Genomic DNA, 16,663 nt, shown 5'->3' with positions numbered 1-16,663 from the left:
GTAGCGCGGGAGGTTAACTGGAGAGTTAGTCGTCCAGCGGCTCGGAACCCACCTGAACCATGCCGCCATGCACTCGAGTCGGGAAACGGGTCAGCGGGTCCTCCGCCGGGGGCTCCATCACCTCGCCGGTGCGCAGGCAGAACTGGGCCTCGTGCAAAGGGCAGGTGATACAGTCATCGTCGAGCTCGCCATCGGCGATGGGGACTTCTTCGTGCGTGCAGAGGTTTTCGACCGCGAAGAACTCGCCGTCGAGGTTGAAGATCGCAACCTCGGTTCCCGCCGTATCTACCAGACGATGTTCACCGTCCGCGATACTGTCGACCGGTGCCACGTCGATCCACTCGCTCATCTCTCCTCCAGGGCCTTGTGGTTGGGCTTCAACTTGCCGCCCAGCGAATCTCCATCTTGGGAAACACTGTCCCTAAGGCGTCGCATCCAGGGCTGCCGTTGCGGCCGGGTCGATCTCGATCAGGCGGCCTTCTTCCGGGTGGTAGCTGAAGCGCCCGACCACGCGGATATGTTCCCCCAGCCGATCCGATACCTCGTCGTGAGGCTCGACCGCCACGCGGTTCACATCCTCGTCTTCCAGCCAGTAGTGGTAGCGTTCGGGGTCCTCGTCAAAGCGCTTGACCACGCCCTCGGTCTGCACCAGCTCACCGTTGAATTCGCCCGCCGCACCCGCCAACTGGGCCAGCGTTACCTCGGACACACGCTCACCACCCCCGCAGGCGGCAAGCCCCACCACCAGGATGGGCGTCAGGAGCAGGGGGCGCAGCGAATGTCTCATGTGAATCTCCGGGCCGAAGCAACGTTGTAGTACGCTCGCGAGGGTACCGAAACCTGCCTTCAACGTCTCGATTCACCCCAATCAAGCCGGTAATGCCAATGGCCAAGACCTTCCCTGCCCTCGACGAACGACTCACGGGCTTCATCCTCGAACAGCCGGTTTATTTCGTGGGCTCCGCCCCGCTCGCGGCCGACGGCCACGTGAACCTGTCTCCCAAGGGGCTGGACACCCTGCGCGTCCTGGGTCCTCGCCGCGCGGCCTATCTCGACCTGACCGGCTCCGGCAACGAGACCTCCGCCCATCTGGCCGAAAACGGCCGCATTACGCTGATGTTCTGTGCCTTTTCCGGAAAACCGAAGATTCTCCGGCTATACGGCCGCGGGCGAACCGTGCTCCCGACCGATGGCGACTGGGAATCCCTGTACAGCGCGTTCCCTGCACATCCGGGAACGCGGCAGATCATCGACATCGAGATCCACCGCATTCAGACCTCCTGTGGCTTCGGCGTACCCGAAGGCGAACTCCAGCCACGCCCCACCCTGACCGAGTGGAGCGAACGCAAGGGCCCCGAGGGCCTGGAACGCTACTGGGAGGAAAAGAATGCGGTCAGCATCGACGACCTGCCGACCCCACTTGGGAAACGCTGAACGAGCCGCCTACCGGGCTTTTGCCTGACGGGTCAGCAAGCGGTCGAGCTGGTTGGCGAAGGCCTGGCGATCGGCCTGGCTGAAGGCGGCGGGACCGCCCGTATCCACGCCGCTGGAGCGCAGGGTCTCCATGAAGTCGCGCATGCTGAGGCGCTCGCGGATCGTCCCCTCGGTATACAGCTCGCCGCGCGGATTCAGGGCCTGGGCGCCCTTGGCAATGGCCTCGGCCGCCAGCGGGATGTCGGCGGTGATCACCAGGTCCCCCGACTCCAGCCGCCGCACGATCTCGTTGTCGGCCACGTCGAAGCCGGCACCCACCTGAATGGCATCGATCCATTTCGACGGTGGGGTGCGCAGCGGCTGATTGGCCACCAGGGTCAGCGGCACCTGAGTGCGGTTGGCCGCCCGGAAAAGAATCTCCTTGATCACCGCGGGACAGGCGTCCGCGTCTACCCATATCTTCATGCTCACCGATCGTCGATTCGAGAGAAGTTCCGCAGCATAGCCGGTTCGGCGAAGCGCAACACACTCCACCGCTTTTCGATTGGCCGTGCCCCCGCCGCGTGCCATGGTGCTACGCTCAACGGACACGGCACTCGAGCCGACAAGGAGCCCCCATGGGTATCGAAGTTACCGGAATTCTCGGTCTGATCTGGCTGATCATCGTGATCTGGGCCATCGTCCGTACCGCGCAAAGCCCGGCTGGGCCGATGGTCAAGCTACTGTGGATTCTGATCCTGCTGTTCCTGCCAGTGGCGGGGCTGATCGCCTGGCTCCTCCTCGGGCCCAAGTAGCCCGGAAGACGGATCGGTCGAATCATCGCCGTTCGGGTTGCCGATGGGCGGGGACGGGGCTACACCGTCCCCGCGCCGTTCGAGCTGCTCGATCAGTAGCTGTCCCTCGTCGCGGGAATCGCGCAACCACTGCAACAGGTCCTGCTGCGAGCCGAACACCGCCACATCCACCCGGTGTATGGCATCGGGTTTCGGGATCGGCGTTGGGCGCTCGCTCGCCGCCAGCGGGCCGTAGCGGCCAAAGTCGGGCGTCACCACGTTTTCGGGCGGCTCCGGGCAAGCGGCATCCTCTCCGCGGGTTGCCTGTTCCAGGCGCGCGCCGATGCGCTTAAGTACGCCTTCGGAAGTCGCGGGGTGCTCGATCAGCCATTCGATCAGCGCCTCCGGCTCTACCGCGGGGATGCCAAAGCGATCGCGATAGTCGGCCTCCAGCGTCTGGATCCACTCGGCCAGCGCACAGGGCTCGTCGACCGCGCTCGCCAGGGCACGGAACTCCCGCCTCAGGGCCTCGAACCGCTTCTTCACCTCACTGCCGGACTCCGGTGCCGGGACTTCCACATCCGGAGTGCCACCCCGTTCGGCAAGCGGCGGCTCCGACGGTGTCTCATCCGCCCCGGCGTCAACCGCCACTGGCTCGCTCGATGCGGGTTTGCGCAATAGATGCCGGAACCAGAAACGGCTGAACGAGGCCTGGTTCGAGGGGTCCCAGGAGAGATCGTTCAAGGCCTGTGCCAGCCGCTGAAACGGACGTACTGACGGATCATGCTCCGAGAACATCGCCACGGGGTGCTGCAGGGTCACCGCCGCACGCAGACTCTCGTCGCGCTGAATGAACCCGAGAAAGCCCACCGAGATCTTCAGATACTTCTCCACCGCACCACTGAAGCGCTGATACACCGCCCGCGCCTCACTGATGTCGGCCACCATGTTCACGACCACCTGACAGTCCAGCGGATACCTGCGCAGGGCGACCTTCAATAACGAAAAGGCATCGGTGAGCGAGGTCGGCTCCGGCGTAATGACCAGGAGCACTTGATGTCCGGCGGCGACGAAATCCAGGGTGGTATCGCCAATCCCCGCGGCGGTATCCAGGATCAGGTCATCGAAATGCTGCTCGATCCGCGCCAGCTCGGTCACCAGCCGCCGCTGTCGGGCCGCCGACAACTCCACGCAATCGCGGATACCCGAGGCCCCCGGAATGACTTTCAGGCCATGGGGGCCCTCGAGAAGGACATCCTCGACCGGACACTCCCCCGTCAGGACCTCGGCCAGCCCCTTTTGCGGGTGCAGCCCCAGCAGGATATTCACATTGGCAAGCCCCGTGTCGGCATCCAGGATGCAGACCCGGCGCCCCGCCCGGGCCAGGGTAATCCCGAGGTTAACCGCGATACTGGACTTGCCCACGCCCCCCTTGCCGCTGGTCACTGTCAGGACACGCGGCTGAGCTGACTGGACGCGAGCCGTGCCAGACTGCCTGTCGATCATGGGCTTCAAAGCTTCCTGCCTCCGAAGTGGCCTCACGGGATAGGCCTCACGCACGCCTAACGTCTCGTCTACTGGAATCGCTGGCGCAACGCAAGTCCCAGCAGTATAGTCGGGAACCAGGGCGAGAAGCCGCGACGCAGCAACGGATCGGGGCAATACAAGGGCACCCCCTCGGGTCCCGGGGAGAAGCATGGCCACGGCGCATACGGCAACCGAAACCATCCCCAGCCTGCCACAGGCCCTGACGTCCGTTCTCGATGCGGGCCAGGCGGCGGAGGCCGATTTCGAGGCCCTCAGCCGTGCCATTCTGCGCGACACCGGCATGACCACACGCCTCCTCGCGGCAGCCAACTCCCCGTTCTATTACCGCGGCTCGCCGTGTCGCACCATCGATAGAGCCCTTTTCAGCCTGGGGCTGGACACCGTGCGCAGCCTCGCCCTGACCGCCGCGATCCAGCAGCTTTTCGGCCGCTACCAGCCCAAGCGCACCAGCACGCTTCGGACCATCTGGCGCCGTGCGCTGACCACCGCCATGCTCGGCCAGGTCCTCGCCTCCCTGACACGCCACCCACGGCCCGAAGAGGCGTATCTGTCAGGGCTTCTGGTTGATCTCGGCAAGCTGATGCGACTGGCGTCCGACGAAGCGCGCTACTGGCCGCTGCTCGAGGCCAGCAGCGACCACCGCGAGCTGGTCTCCCGCGAACAGGCGACCTACGGTCAACACCATGCAGAACTGGCCGCCGAACACCTGGACCAATGGGGCCTGGACGGCTTCGTCACCGATGCGGTGCGTTTCCACCTCGAACCCACGGCACAAGTGCGCGATGCACACCACCTGGTCAAGATTGTCCATCTCGCCAGCCGACTTGGCGACGAACCACCCGACGCCATCGGCGACCCGGCCCTGGCAGCCGCCCACGACCTGTTTGGGCTCAATGACGGCCTGACCCGGGAACTGCGCAACCGCATCGAAGACGATGTCACCCGGGTTGCCGGTTCCCTGGGCATCGAGCTGGACGCGGGAGCCGAAACCGCGAATATCGAGGCACATCACCCCGATCAGGCGGCGCGCGAGGCGCTGGGGATGCGTGTCCGCGACCTCACCGAGCTGGAGCGGCTGTCCGGCGAGCTTCGCGCCTCGCGGACCCCCCGAGAGCATTTTCTGGCCGCCCAGCGAACGCTGTTTCTCACCCTGGGTGTCGAGCACAGCCTGATGTTCCTGACAGACGCGGACGGTGCATCGGTCTCCGCTTGGCTCGGCGAGGAAGACGAGCCCGACTTCACCCTGCCCCTGCTGCCGGGACGGAGCCTTGTGACCGACACCCTGCTGGATCGCGAGATGCGCCAGCACAAACCCAATGGCGAGACACCTGCACCGGTCATCGACCAGCAGTTGTTCCGGCTCTGCGGTGCCGAGGTGATCTGGGCATTCCCTCTGCTGGCGGATGCCAACTCCTCGCCCGCAGGGGTGCTGATCCTGGGACTGGACCGAGTACGTGCCCAGACCCTGGAACCCCGAACCGGATTTGTCCGGGCCCTGGCGCGAGAGATTGCACGCGCGCTGTGCACCTCGCAGTCCGACCCGCCCGAGCAAGCGCACACCGACGATACGACGCAGGAGCGAATCCGCGAGACGCTGCACGAGGCGGGCAACCCCCTCAGCATCATCCAGAATTATCTGGGTGTGTTGAACACAAAGCTGGGCGATGAGCACGAGGCCAGCCAGGAACTGGCCCTGATCAAGGAGGAGATTGATCGCGTCGGCCGCATCCTGCTGCGTCTAAAGGAACCCGACCAGGCAGTGGACGGGCCGCCATCCTCGCTTAATCGGCTGGTCCAGGACGTGGCCGACATCGTGGACCGCTCTCTTTGCCACACGCGGGGCATCCGCCTGGAACTGGATCTGGCACCCGGCGATCCGCCCTTGTCTGTCTCCAGCGACCATGTGCGCCAGATTCTGACGAACCTGCTCAAAAACGCCGCCGAGGCCCTGCAGCCGGGGGGCGTCATTCGGCTGCAGACCCGCGACCCCGAGAGCTTCAATGGGACCAGCGTGGTGGCACTGGTGGTCGCCGACGACGGCCCCGGGCTTCCACCGGAGGTCCGCGCGGCCCATTATCGCCCGGTAGAATCCGCCAAGGGCGGGGGGCACGCCGGGCTAGGCCTGAGTATTGTCCGCCGCCTGGCGGACGAGATCGGCGCTCACATCCAGTGCGACAGCGACCGCGAAGGAACGCGGTTCGAGATTCGGCTCCCCCATCGCGAGGCCGAAACCGGAGCCCTCGGGGCGGGACAGGGATAGCCCCCGCGATGATGCGAGACCACGGCGGGAGCCGCACATGAACGAACCCGGCACACCACAGACCCCTCGCATCCTCGTCGTCGACGACGACCCGCGCCTTCTGGAAAGCGTGCGCCAGCTGCTGGAACTACAAACGTTCAACGTGGAAACCGCGCCGGGCGGCGGCAGCGCCATCGAGGCCCTGCGGCGGGATCCGCCCGATCTCCTGCTGCTCGATCTATGCATGCCGGAACTGGGGGGGCGTGATGTCCTGCGCTTCATCCAGGCCGCCGGGCTCGCGGTCCCTGTGGTGGTCATCAGCGGCAACACCTCGGTGGACGATGTCGCCGGCGCCCTGCGCGACGGGGCCTCCGACTACCTGAAAAAGCCCTACCAGCCCGACGAGCTGCTGGCGACCGTCCGCAATGCCCTGCACAAGAAAGAGCTGGAAGACGCCAACCGCCACATGCGGGCACGCCTGGAGCGTTCCGAGCGCCTGCACCGGCTGATCGTCAACAACTCGCCGGACATCGTGTTCATCCTGGACCGCGACGGTCGGTTTCGTTTCGTGAATTCGCGCGTCCACGAGTTGCTCGGCTATTCCCGTCAGGACCTGCTGGACACCCGTGTCCTGGATCTGGTCGAAACCGACGACCACGAGAAGGCGGAGTACTTCTTCGAGCAGGCCGGGCGCAGCCATGCCCACATCCGCTCCGTGGAGCTCGCGCTCAAGCCGCGGGAGATGGCCCGCACCCGGCGCTATTTCGAGGTCGCGGTCTGGCCGACGGCGGCCAGCGACGATACAGGCGAGACCCTGGTCTACGGGACTGCCCGCGACATCACCGACCGCAAAGAGTCAGAAGCCTTCATCAACTTTCAGGCCTACCACGACCTGCTTACGCGCCTGCCCAATCGTGCCCTGTTCCGCGACCGGGTCGATGTGGCCATCGCCCAGGCACAGCGCCAGGGTCACCCCCTGGCCGTGATGTTCATCGACCTCAACCGCTTCAAGGTCATCAACGATTCGCTGGGGCACACCATCGGCGACCGCCTGCTGCAGGCCGTCGCCCAGCGCCTGCTGGGCTGCATTCGCAAAGGGGATACGCTGTCGCGCTTCGGCGGCGACGAATTTACCCTGCTGCTCCCTCAGATCAGCCGCCAGGAGGCCGCGGTTGATGTAGCCGAAAAAATCCTCGAAAGCCTCAATGAACCGTTCCACCTGGGGGGCGACCACGAGTTGTATGTCGGGGCCAGCATCGGGATCGCGATCTACCCCGAGGGGGGCGACACGCTCGAGACCCTGATCCGGCATGCCGACATCGCGATGTACCGGGAAAAGAACACGGGCAAGAACGGCATCCGCCTGTTCGCACCGGAGATGCACGGCAACACGCCACACCGCCTGCAATTGGAGCAGGACCTGCGCAAGGCCCTGGAGCGCGAAGAGTTCCACATCCTCTACCAGCCGCAGGTCGATGGCGAGACAGGACAGCTCCTGGGCGTCGAGGCGTTGGTTCGCTGGAATCACCCCGATCGCGGCATGCTGGGCCCAGCCGAATTCATCCCGGTCGCCGAAGACACACGTCTGATCGTCGACCTCGATCGCGCGACCCTGCGCAACGCCCTCAGCGACATACGCAAAGCCCATCAACACGTACCCAACCTGCGTCTGGCGGTGAACCTGTCACCGGTGCTGATCGAGCGCGACGACTTTGTCGACGGCGTACTGGGACTGCTGGTCGAGACCGGCTTCCCCGCAGAACTGCTGGAGATCGAGATCACCGAAAGCCTGTTGATGAGCGACACCCACGATACCGTGGCCAAACTCAACCGCCTGTGCGAAGCCGGCGTCCAGGTGGCGGTGGATGACTTCGGCACCGGTTATTCGTCGCTGAGCTATCTGCAGAAGCTGCCGGTCCACACCCTGAAGATTGATCGCAGCTTCACCCTCACCATCTGTACCGACGGGGAGGCCTGTATCGTTAACGCGATCGTATCGATGGCGCGCGGCCTGCAGATGAACATCGTCGCGGAGGGCGTGGAGACCGCAGCCCAGCAGGAGTATCTGCGCCGCCTTGGCTGCCCGATGATGCAGGGCTTCCTGTTCGGGCACCCCTCCCCCCTCGCGGACCTGCTACAGGCGGAATCCGACTTCGGGCGTCGAACTGCCCGATCCTGAATCCGGTTTACGGTCCCGTCCCGCCCTCGCAGCAGACTATGCGCCGATGCCTTGCAAGGCATTATCGGCCGGGGCCGGACGGCCCAGCAGGTAGCCCTGCCCGAAACGGCAGCCCTCGCGTAGCAGGAACGCTTGCTGGCCCGCCTCTTCCACACCCTCGGCAATCAGGTCCAGCCCCAGTGCGTCCGCCAGGGCAATGATGGCGCGGATAATCGATTCGTTGTTGCGCGAGTGCCCGATATCGCGGACCAGTGACTGGTCGATCTTCAGCCGCCGCAGCGGCAAGCGACGCAGATGCGCCAGGTTGGAATAGCCCGCACCGAAGTCATCCATGGCCAGCGTCACGCCGAGCGTTTCCAGGCGGTGCAGCACGGCCAGCGCCCGCTCTGGCTGCTCCATCATCATGGTCTCGGTCAGTTCCAGCTCCAGCCGGTCGGGCTCCAGACCGTGGTGCTCCAGGATCTCCTGGATCGCCGCCACCAGAGTTTCGTCATGCAGCTCGCGCGCGGACAGGTTCACGGCCACGGTCGGCACGCATCGGCCGTCCTGGTCCCAATGCGCCAGCTGGGCACAGGCCGCGTTCAACACCCAGCGATCAATGGCCTGGATCATCCCCGTCTCTTCCGCCAGCGGGATGAACTCCGCGGGGGACACCATTCCGCGAACGGGATGACGCCAGCGTACCAGCGCCTCCATCCCCACCAGCCGGCCCGACTGCATCTCCAGCTGCGGCTGAAAGTAGAGCAGCAGCTCGTCGTTGGCGATGGCGCTACGCAGGTCGTTTTCCAGGAACAGACGATGTTCCGTCTGCGCCCCCATTCCGGGCTCGTAGACATGCCAGGTGTCCCCGCCAACGCTGCGCGAGGCCGCCATTGCGAGTTCCGCGGCGGTCAACAATTCGTCACGCGTGTTGCCATGTTCGGGGAACGTCGCCAGCCCGACGCTCGCCGTGGTGACCAGCGTACGCCCACCGATAGCGCAGGGTTCGCGCAAGGTTTCCAGCAGCTGCTCGAGGAAGGCCTCGGCGCCGCCATCCATCGGCGGGTTTTCGATAATCAGGCAGAACTCGTCTGCTCCTACGCGAGACACCGTATCATGCGGCCCCAGTAACCCCCCAAGCCGTTCCGCCAAACCTTCCAGCACGCGGTCGCCCGCCGATGTTCCCAGGGTCTCGTTAACATTGCGGAAGCGATCCAGGTCGATCAGCACCACCCAGCGCGCAAGACCATCGGCCATCGCGCGTTCCAGGGTGTGTCCCAGCCGGTCGTGCAACAGCACGCGGTTCGGGAGGCCGGTACGCGCGTCGTAATGGGCCATCTGCCGCAGCGCTTCTTTCTGCTCCATGCTGGCGGTGAGATCCGTCCAGCTGCCGACCACCTCGGCCCCGCGCTGTCCCTGATTGCCGCCGGGAATGATCCGCATCTCGTCGCGAATATGGCGCAGCTTGCCCCAGCCATCGAACAGGCGCAGTTCACGGACCATGTGGCGTTCCTCCTGCAAACGCCGGTTTTCGCGCATGGCCGTGGCCCGGTCCTCCGGATGGACTTGCTGCTCCCACCAGCCCGGCTGCAGCGCCACCCTGGAATTGAATCCAAACAGCCGCTCGAAGTTGCCACTCACCCAAAGCGGCTTGAAATCGAGCGCATTCAGTTGGTACAGCACGACCGGGCCGCTCTCGAGCAGGTGTTCGAGACGCTGGTTGGCCTCGCGCAGGGCACGTGTCTGCGCGCGCACGGTGCGTCGCAACCAGACCGCCATCAGCCCCAGGACGAGTGCGATCACTGCGGCGGACGCCAGCGCCGACCAGGCCCACGTCGGGATTTCCCCCTCCCCGAGGGGTGGTTCCAGTGCCTGCTCCATCGCGTGCTGATAGGGCGACCCCGCGTCGCCCTTCCAGCGCTGGAGGTAGGCGTCGATCACCTCCAGTCGGTCATCCTGCCGCCCAGGAGCAGCGGCGTAGTAAAGACCGACCTGGTCGAAGGTGACGGGGGTTTCCACCAGCATATGCTGGCGTGCATGACGCCGCGCATAGAAGTTGTTTGTGATCGCCACGTCGGCATCGCCCGACGCGACAGCAGCCAGCACGGATTCCATGTCGCCACGGGTCACAAGGGTCCAGTCCAGGCCGGTGTCCAGTGCGTACTCGCGCAGGTAGTCGTATTGAATCGATCCATCGAGCACCGCAAGGCGGAGGCCTTCCAGCGCTTCGATGCGATCCAGCCCCGAATCGATCGGCGCCAGCACCTGGCTCCATGCCTGAGCCACCGGGATCGAGTGAAACGCGAGGCTCTCGCGCCGCTCCGGCGTCAGCGCGACATCCGGCATCAGGTCGATCTCGCCCGCCTCCAGGGCCTCCAGACAGGCCGACCACTCGCACGAGACATACTCCAGCCGCCAGTGCTCGCGTCGCGCGATGGCGTCCAGCAACTCGACGAACACGCCCCCTGCCGCCCCATCGTCACCCGTGCCGACCTTGGGCACGTTCTCGTACAGCCCTATGCGCAGGGGGTCATCCGCGCCGGCCCCGGCGGGCAGGCACAGGGACACCGCCAGCAGGACAGGCATGACCGCACGGCGCCATCGCGTCCATTTGCTCCTGGTTCTGGGTTTCCAATCAGGCACGACGCGCCCCTGTGCGTTCGGTACCGCATAGTGCCATGGATGGCCAGGCCACGGACCGCCCGTTGTTATCCGTTCGTTAGACCGATCGCGCCCCTCGCGCCTCCACCAGTGCGCGCGTACGCTCCATGATCCAGCGCCCGGGCTCGCCCATCGCCTGCTCCAGCGTGATCGTGCCATCACAAAGGGCGCGCGCGTCGACGAGCCCCACCGCCTCGAGTTCCTCCGGGGTGGCATCGATCGAACCGGCCACGGCGACGACCGGCACACAGCAGCGCCGTGCCCGCCGAACCACCTCGGCCACGACCTTGCCATGCGCGGTCTGGCCGTCGACCTGCCCCTCGCCCGTGATCACCAGATCGCTCCCGGCGATCGCCGCATCGAGATCGATCAGATCCGCCAGGTACACCGCCCCCATGCGTGACTGCCCGCGCAGGACACAGGCCAGTGCAAAGCCCAGTCCGCCGGCAGCCCCCGCCCCGGGCATGGCGCCCGGGCGGCGCAACTCCCCCGCCTCGTCAATCGCGCGTTCCAGCCGCTCCATGTAGGCATCCATGCGTGGCACGTCTTTCGTGGCCAGGCCCTTTTGCGGGCCGAACACCGCCGCAGCACCCCGGTTGCCCGTCAACGGGTTGTCGACATCGTTCAGCACCGTGATGCGGAGTCCCGCAAGCCGTGGCTCCAGACCAGAGAAATCGGCACTTTCCAGGTGCTCCAGCCGGTCCGGGACAGGATCCAGCTCGGCCCCTTCTCGGTCCCGAAAGCGGACCCCCAGTGCGTGCAGCATCCCGGCACCGCCATCCACCGTGCCGCTGCCCCCGAGGCCGATCAGCACATGCCGGGCACCGGCATCCAGGGCGGCAAGGATCAGCTGCCCCACGCCGCGGGTATCGAGCCTCCACGGATCGCGCTCGGCCTCGGGCACCAGGCCCAGCCCACAGGCCGAGGCGACATCAATCACCGCGCGTCGGGTGACGGCATCGCACCCCCAGCCCGCCGAGACATGCTGCCCACGCGGATCACGGACATCGGACAAATGCCAGGCCCAACCCATGGTATGGCTGACCAGTTCCGCCGTCCCTTCTCCTCCATCCGCCATCGGCAACGCCCGGATGCGGGTGGATGGACTCGCGGCATGTACACCGCGAGCCATCGCCTGGGCCACGTCTGCCGCATCCAGACTGCCCTTGAAGCTGTCCGGACACAGCACGACCCGCCTCAGCTCAGACAAAGACGAGCCCCAGCAGGTAGATCACGATCATCGCGCTCACACCCTGCAACAGCGTGGCGGTCGTATAGGCCTTGTAGGCGGTCGACACCTTCATGCGGCTGAACTGGGTCACCACCCAGAAGAAGCTGTCGTTCGCGTGGGAGACAGTCATAGCGCCGGCACCGACAGCCATCACCGCCAGCACCATGCCCATGTCGGAGTCCAGGCCCAGCGAGGGCAGCAGTGGTGCCACCATGCTCGAGGCGGCCACCAGCGCAACCGTCGACGAACCCTGGGCCGACTTCAGCGCAGCCGCGAGCAGGAACGGCACCAACAGCCCCAGTCCAAGACCGGTCAGCATGTCGCCGAGCTGGTCACCAATCGGGGTCTCCTGCAGCACGGAGCCAAACGCGCCGCCGGCCCCAGTGATCAGCAGGATCGGCGCCGCGAGCAGGACCGCATCGACCGTCATCTGGTGGAAACGCCCGCGCTTGTCACCACCCTTGACCAGCAGCAGGGCGAACACCACGCCAATCGCCAAGGCGACCACCGGCTGGCCGAGGAAGATCAGCCCCTCCGCGAACATGCCGGGATCGGCATCGCGCGTGGCCAGCGACGCGATCGAACCGATGGAGATCAGTACAATCGGCGCCAGGATCGGCATGAATGCCGCCAGGGTGGACGGGCGATGGGCCAGATCGGGCTCCGGCTTCTTCACCTCCTGGCCAGTCGCCTCCTCGATCGGGTCCGGCTCGAGCAGTTCGTCGTCGTTCGCGTGGGTATAGCGGCTCGCCCAGAGCCAGCCCACTGCCGCCGCCACGGCGGCCACCAACAGGCCGAACAGGATCACCAGCCCCAGCGCATCGGCGATCCCGATGTTGCTGGCCGCGGCGATCGGACCCGGGGTCGGCGGGACGAAGTTGTGCGTGGCGAACAGACCCGTCGCCAGTGCCACACTCATCGCCACCAGGGACACGCCCGCCTTCTTCGCCAGCGCGTTCTTCAGGGAGTTCAGGATTACGTAGCCGGAGTCGCAGAACACCGGGATGGACACGATGTAGCCGATGATCGTGGCCGTAAGGTTCGGGAATCGATCCGACAGCGCCCGGATGATCGCCTCCGCCATCACGATCGCCGCCCCGGTGCGATCCAGGATCACCCCGATGATCGTACCCAGCGCGATCACGATCCCGATATAGCCGAGCGTACCGCCGAAGCCGTCGTTGATGACGCTGATCGCCTCTTTCGGGGCAATACCCCCGATCAGTGCCATCACGAAGGCCGCCAGCAACAGGGCAAGGAAGGGGTGGACTCGCAGCTTCACGGTGGCAAACACCAGTGCCGCCACGACGATAATCAGGCCAACAATCAGCATCTCGCGTCCCCGTCTCGTTGTGGTTATCGAGTTAAGAGCATAGACCCTGTAACCCTTATTGGGACGAGAATTTCCATACTGATTTCGATCCGCGCTGGCACGCCAGACCGGCAAAAGAAAAGGCCGCCCGAAGGCGGCCCTGGCGCGAAGCGCGATGATGGAGGCTGGGGTCGGAATCGAACCGGCGTACACGGATTTGCAGTCCGCTGCATAACCACTCTGCCACCCAGCCTGTATCGGGTGGGTCCCGGTCCGCATGATGCCCGCGTGATGCGACAGGCGGCGGCCGAAACAGAAAACCCCGGCCGAACCGGGGTTTCAGGAATCTGTTGGAGCGGGAAACGAGATTCGAACTCGCGACCCCAACCTTGGCAAGGTTGTGCTCTACCAGCTGAGCTATTCCCGCTCTTCGTTAACGGCGCGTATTCTACCGCACCGGGGGCGAACGTCAATACCCCGCCGGTGTTTCCGTGCGGCCAATCAGCGCCCGCGCGCAGCCGCCAGCATGTACTGCACCATCGAGACCAACGTCAGGATGGCCGCCAGATACAGCAGCCATTCACCGATCGCGAAAATCGGCAGCCCGGCGACCGGCTCCGCCCACAGCAGGAGGAAGATCGCCACCATCTGGGCGGTGGTCTTGACCTTGCCGACCCAGGATACGGCCACCTTCGCGCTGGCGCCGACCTCGGCCATCCATTCGCGCAAGGCCGAGATCGCGATCTCGCGCCCGATAATGACGACCGCCGCCAGCGCCAAGCCCACGCCCGGGTTGTGATCCACGACCAGGACCAGCGCGGCGGCCACGATCAACTTGTCCGCCACCGGGTCGAGGAACGCACCGAAGCGGCTGGTCACCTCCCAGCGCCGGGCCAGGTAGCCGTCCGCCCAGTCGGTGATCGCGGCGAGCGCAAAGACGATCGCCGCGACGATGCCGGCCGTGGGCATCGGCAGCGCGTAGAACACGACGATCAGCAGCGGGATCATGACGATCCGCGACCAGGTCAGCCAGTTGGGGAGTTCACGGATCATCTGCTGGTCAGCCCCAGGGAAACACTGATCAATGTACACGCTCGTGCTCGAGTCGCTTTTGCGTGCGAACAAGGCGCGGTGACTGCCGTGCAGTCATTCTGCACAAGGGAGCCGCAACGCCGTGCGCGCGCCCGTTTCTGATAACAACGGGAGGCCGAGCCCCTTCGGGTTTGGCACCCCAGGTTCCCCGATCCTGCGTTGCGGCCCGAATCGGTCAATAACGGGCCGGTAGAACCACTATCGGCTGCGCACCGCGCCTGGTCTCGGAAAACCTGGGGTACCAACACGAGTGTGTACATGAATCAGTGTTTCCCTAGTGAAACTGGTCGTAAATCGCCTGCGCGAGCCGCCGGTGGATGCCCGGCACCTTGGTCAGCTCGTCGACGCCGGCCCGGGCCACTCCGCGCAGCCCCCCGAAGTGGCGCAGCAACGCGCTGCGGCGCTTCGGCCCCAGCCCCGGGATCGACTCCAGGGTCGATTCCTTGCGCGCCTTGGCACGGCGCGCACGGTGCCCAGTGATCGCGAATCGGTGCGCCTCGTCGCGAATCTGCTGGATCAGGTGCAGCGCACCCGAGTGCGCGGGGAGTATAGAGGGGGCCTCCACCCCGCTCAATATCAGAGTTTCCATACCCGGCCGGCGTTCCTCGCCCTTGGCGACGCCGATCACGCGGATGTGATCCAGCCCGAGGTCCGCCAGCACATTGAGCGCCTGCGTAACCTGCCCCTTGCCACCATCGATGAACAGGATGTCCGGCTCCTGCCCTTCCCCCTTCTTCAGCCGCGCGAAGCGCCGGCTCAGGGCCTGATGCATCGCGGCGTAATCGTCGCCGGGCTCGATGCCGTCGATGTTGAACCGCCGGTAGTCGGACTTGATCGGCCCCTCGGGCCCGAACACCACACAAGAAGCGACCGTGCGCTCGCCGCCGGTGTGCGAGATGTCGAAGCACTCCATGCGCTTCGGGGGATTCTCCAGATTCAGTTCGGCGGCGAGGGCGTCCAGGCGCGCGGTCTGTCCGGCCTGACTGGCAATGCGGGTCTTCAGCGCCAGTTCGGCATTGCGCCGCGCCATATCCAGCCAGCGCGCGCGATCCCCGCGCAGCGACCAGGCGACCTGGACCTTGCGGCCCCCGCGGCGCTCCATCAGGAAGGCCTCCAGCGCCGGCGCGCCTTCCGGCTCGTGCGACAGCAGCACGCGCGCCGGCGGTTCGCGTTCGGCGTAGTACTGCGCCAGCACCGCCGCCATGATCTCCCCGGTGTCAGTGGCCTCCGGCACGTTCGGGAACAGCTCGCGGTTGCCCAGGTTCTGGCCGCCGCGCACGAAGAAGATCTCCACAGCCACCGCGCCCGCCTCCTGCGCCAGCGCAATCACGTCGGCATCGCCCTCGCCGCCGGAGACAAACTGCTGCTCGGAGATCTGGCGCAGCCGCGCGATCTGGTCCCGCAGCCGGGCCGCATGCTCGAAGTCGAGACGCTCGGAGGCCGCCTCCATGCGCTGCATCAGATCGGCGATCACCACCTCGCTCTTGCCCTGCAGGAACTGCACGGAAGACTCGACGTCGCGGGCATACTCCTCGGGCGTGATGTAGCCCACGCAGGGCGCCGTACAGCGCCCGATCTGATACTGCAGGCAGGGCCGGGAGCGGTGCGCGAACACGCTGTCCTCGCACTGACGCACCTGAAACAGCTTCTGCAGCAGCGCCAGGCTCTCGCGCACCGCCCCGGCCGACGGGTACGGACCGAAATAGCGCACTCCCTTCTTTTTCGCGCCCCGGTGAAAACCCAGACGCGGGTACTCCTGACCGGACACGAAGATGTAGGGGTAGCTTTTATCGTCGCGCAGCAGCACGTTGTAGCGCGGCCGGTGGCGCTTGATCAGGTTGGCCTCGAGCAGCAGGGCCTCGGCCTCGGTGTGCGTGACCGCGACGCGGATGTCCGCGATCTGGCGCACCATCGACCGGATCCGCGGCCCGCGATCATCCGAACCGCGAAAGTAGCTGGCCACACGGCTCCTGAGATTGCGCGCCTTGCCGACGTACAGCACGCCGCCGCTGGCATCCAGCATCTGATAGACGCCGGGCGACTGCGTCAGCGTCTTCAGGAAGGCCTTGGAATCGAAACTGGTGTCGGAGGCACTCATGACAGCTTCAGGATACCGGAACGGCCAAGGGAGTCGGCCAAACCTGCAGGGCAACTGGGCGTGAGAGATGTCAGCAGAGGGCGTTCAATGCCCTTCGCACGTTGGTACCTCGACACC

The 16,663-nt window shown here is 65.7% G+C and carries 13 protein-coding genes and 2 tRNA genes; 4 read left to right on the top strand and 11 right to left on the bottom strand.

All coding sequences use genetic code 11. From position 1 onward, the window contains the following. Positions 1-25: 25 nt before the first annotated feature. Positions 26-349, bottom strand: a complete 324-nt coding sequence (locus tag F467_RS0107760; RefSeq protein ID WP_012982964.1) for a non-heme iron oxygenase ferredoxin subunit — start codon at positions 347-349, stop codon at positions 26-28. A 72-nt stretch (positions 350-421) separates the two neighbouring features. After that, positions 422-787 (bottom strand): hypothetical protein, encoded by a 366-nt coding sequence (locus F467_RS0107755; RefSeq protein WP_012982965.1) that lies wholly within the window; start codon positions 785-787, stop codon positions 422-424. A 98-nt stretch (positions 788-885) separates the two neighbouring features. Between F467_RS0107755 and F467_RS0107750 the strand changes: the two genes are divergently transcribed. Next, entirely contained in the window at positions 886-1,434 is a 549-nt protein-coding gene (locus tag F467_RS0107750; protein WP_018138540.1) for a pyridoxamine 5'-phosphate oxidase family protein, read from the top strand. A 9-nt stretch (positions 1,435-1,443) separates the two neighbouring features. Here the strand turns inward: F467_RS0107750 and F467_RS0107745 are convergent, their stop codons facing one another. Beyond that, positions 1,444-1,899 carry a YaiI/YqxD family protein gene (locus F467_RS0107745; RefSeq protein WP_018138539.1) on the bottom strand — a complete coding sequence of 152 codons (456 nt, stop codon included), beginning with the start codon at positions 1,897-1,899 and terminating at the stop codon, positions 1,444-1,446. Between the two features lie 152 nt (positions 1,900-2,051). Between F467_RS0107745 and F467_RS13460 the strand changes: the two genes are divergently transcribed. After that, a complete protein-coding gene (locus F467_RS13460; RefSeq protein ID WP_012982968.1) occupies positions 2,052-2,228 on the top strand; it encodes a PLDc N-terminal domain-containing protein in 177 nt (58 codons plus the stop codon). Here the strand turns inward: F467_RS13460 and F467_RS0107740 are convergent. Beyond that, positions 2,154-3,713 carry a MinD/ParA family protein gene (locus F467_RS0107740; RefSeq protein ID WP_018138538.1) on the bottom strand — a complete coding sequence of 520 codons (1,560 nt, stop codon included), beginning with the start codon at positions 3,711-3,713 and terminating at the stop codon, positions 2,154-2,156. The genes F467_RS13460 and F467_RS0107740 overlap by 75 nt on opposite strands. A gap of 190 nt (positions 3,714-3,903) precedes the next feature. On the opposite strand from F467_RS0107740, the gene F467_RS0107735 reads away from it, so the two are divergent. Together F467_RS0107735 and F467_RS0107730 are read left to right on the top strand one after the other, a co-directional pair. Next, complete coding sequence (locus tag F467_RS0107735) at positions 3,904-6,015, top strand: HDOD domain-containing protein (RefSeq protein ID WP_018138537.1); 2,112 nt, start codon at positions 3,904-3,906, stop codon at positions 6,013-6,015. A 37-nt stretch (positions 6,016-6,052) separates the two neighbouring features. After that, positions 6,053-8,173, top strand: a complete 2,121-nt coding sequence (locus tag F467_RS0107730; RefSeq protein WP_018138536.1) for an EAL domain-containing protein — start codon at positions 6,053-6,055, stop codon at positions 8,171-8,173. A gap of 36 nt (positions 8,174-8,209) precedes the next feature. Here F467_RS0107730 and F467_RS0107725 read toward each other — a convergent pair whose 3' ends face one another. The 7 genes from F467_RS0107725 to uvrC form a co-directional block, all read right to left on the bottom strand. Then, positions 8,210-10,738 (bottom strand): EAL domain-containing protein, encoded by a 2,529-nt coding sequence (locus tag F467_RS0107725; protein WP_018138535.1) that lies wholly within the window; start codon positions 10,736-10,738, stop codon positions 8,210-8,212. Positions 10,739-10,871: 133 nt separating this feature from the next. Further along, positions 10,872-12,002, bottom strand: a complete 1,131-nt coding sequence (locus F467_RS0107720) for a glycerate kinase (RefSeq protein ID WP_018138534.1) — start codon at positions 12,000-12,002, stop codon at positions 10,872-10,874. Positions 12,003-12,015: 13 nt separating this feature from the next. Further along, the gene (locus F467_RS0107715) at positions 12,016-13,377 is read right to left on the bottom strand and encodes a GntP family permease (protein ID WP_018138533.1); all 1,362 of its coding nucleotides are present in this window, start codon (positions 13,375-13,377) and stop codon (positions 12,016-12,018) included. A gap of 158 nt (positions 13,378-13,535) precedes the next feature. Beyond that, positions 13,536-13,609 (bottom strand) — tRNA-Cys (locus F467_RS0107710). Positions 13,610-13,707: 98 nt separating this feature from the next. Further along, positions 13,708-13,783 (bottom strand) — tRNA-Gly (locus F467_RS0107705). 74 nt (positions 13,784-13,857) lie between these two features. Continuing rightward, complete coding sequence (gene pgsA / locus F467_RS0107700) at positions 13,858-14,409, bottom strand: CDP-diacylglycerol--glycerol-3-phosphate 3-phosphatidyltransferase (RefSeq protein ID WP_018138532.1); 552 nt, start codon at positions 14,407-14,409, stop codon at positions 13,858-13,860. Positions 14,410-14,722: 313 nt separating this feature from the next. After that, positions 14,723-16,546: an excinuclease ABC subunit UvrC gene (uvrC, locus tag F467_RS0107695; protein ID WP_018138531.1), complete on the bottom strand. Its 1,824-nt coding sequence runs from the start codon at positions 16,544-16,546 to the stop codon at positions 14,723-14,725. Positions 16,547-16,663: the final 117 nt, after the last annotated feature.

This window comes from Thioalkalivibrio sp. ALJ12, from assembly GCF_000378305.1.
GTDB lineage: Bacteria > Pseudomonadota > Gammaproteobacteria > Ectothiorhodospirales > Ectothiorhodospiraceae > Thioalkalivibrio.
Note: the sequence above shows the minus strand (reverse complement) of the source record. Positions and strands in the feature narration are given on the sequence as shown.

Excerpts from the sequence above, each read along its gene's own strand:
- F467_RS0107750 (WP_018138540.1), top strand. The coding sequence starts at position 886 with ATGGCCAAGACCTTCCCTGCCCTCGACGAACGACTCACGGGCTTCATC.
- F467_RS0107725 (WP_018138535.1), bottom strand. The coding sequence starts at position 10,738 with ATGCCTGTCCTGCTGGCGGTGTCCCTGTGCCTGCCCGCCGGGGCCGGC.
- uvrC (WP_018138531.1), bottom strand. The coding sequence starts at position 16,546 with ATGAGTGCCTCCGACACCAGTTTCGATTCCAAGGCCTTCCTGAAGACG.
- pgsA (WP_018138532.1), bottom strand. The coding sequence starts at position 14,409 with ATGATCCGTGAACTCCCCAACTGGCTGACCTGGTCGCGGATCGTCATG.
- F467_RS0107755 (WP_012982965.1), bottom strand. The coding sequence starts at position 787 with ATGAGACATTCGCTGCGCCCCCTGCTCCTGACGCCCATCCTGGTGGTG.
- F467_RS0107740 (WP_018138538.1), bottom strand. The coding sequence starts at position 3,713 with ATGATCGACAGGCAGTCTGGCACGGCTCGCGTCCAGTCAGCTCAGCCG.
- F467_RS0107730 (WP_018138536.1), top strand. The coding sequence starts at position 6,053 with ATGAACGAACCCGGCACACCACAGACCCCTCGCATCCTCGTCGTCGAC.
- F467_RS0107745 (WP_018138539.1), bottom strand. The coding sequence starts at position 1,899 with ATGAAGATATGGGTAGACGCGGACGCCTGTCCCGCGGTGATCAAGGAG.
- F467_RS0107760 (WP_012982964.1), bottom strand. The coding sequence starts at position 349 with ATGAGCGAGTGGATCGACGTGGCACCGGTCGACAGTATCGCGGACGGT.
- F467_RS13460 (WP_012982968.1), top strand. The coding sequence starts at position 2,052 with ATGGGTATCGAAGTTACCGGAATTCTCGGTCTGATCTGGCTGATCATC.
- F467_RS0107735 (WP_018138537.1), top strand. The coding sequence starts at position 3,904 with ATGGCCACGGCGCATACGGCAACCGAAACCATCCCCAGCCTGCCACAG.
- F467_RS0107715 (WP_018138533.1), bottom strand. The coding sequence starts at position 13,377 with ATGCTGATTGTTGGCCTGATTATCGTCGTGGCGGCACTGGTGTTTGCC.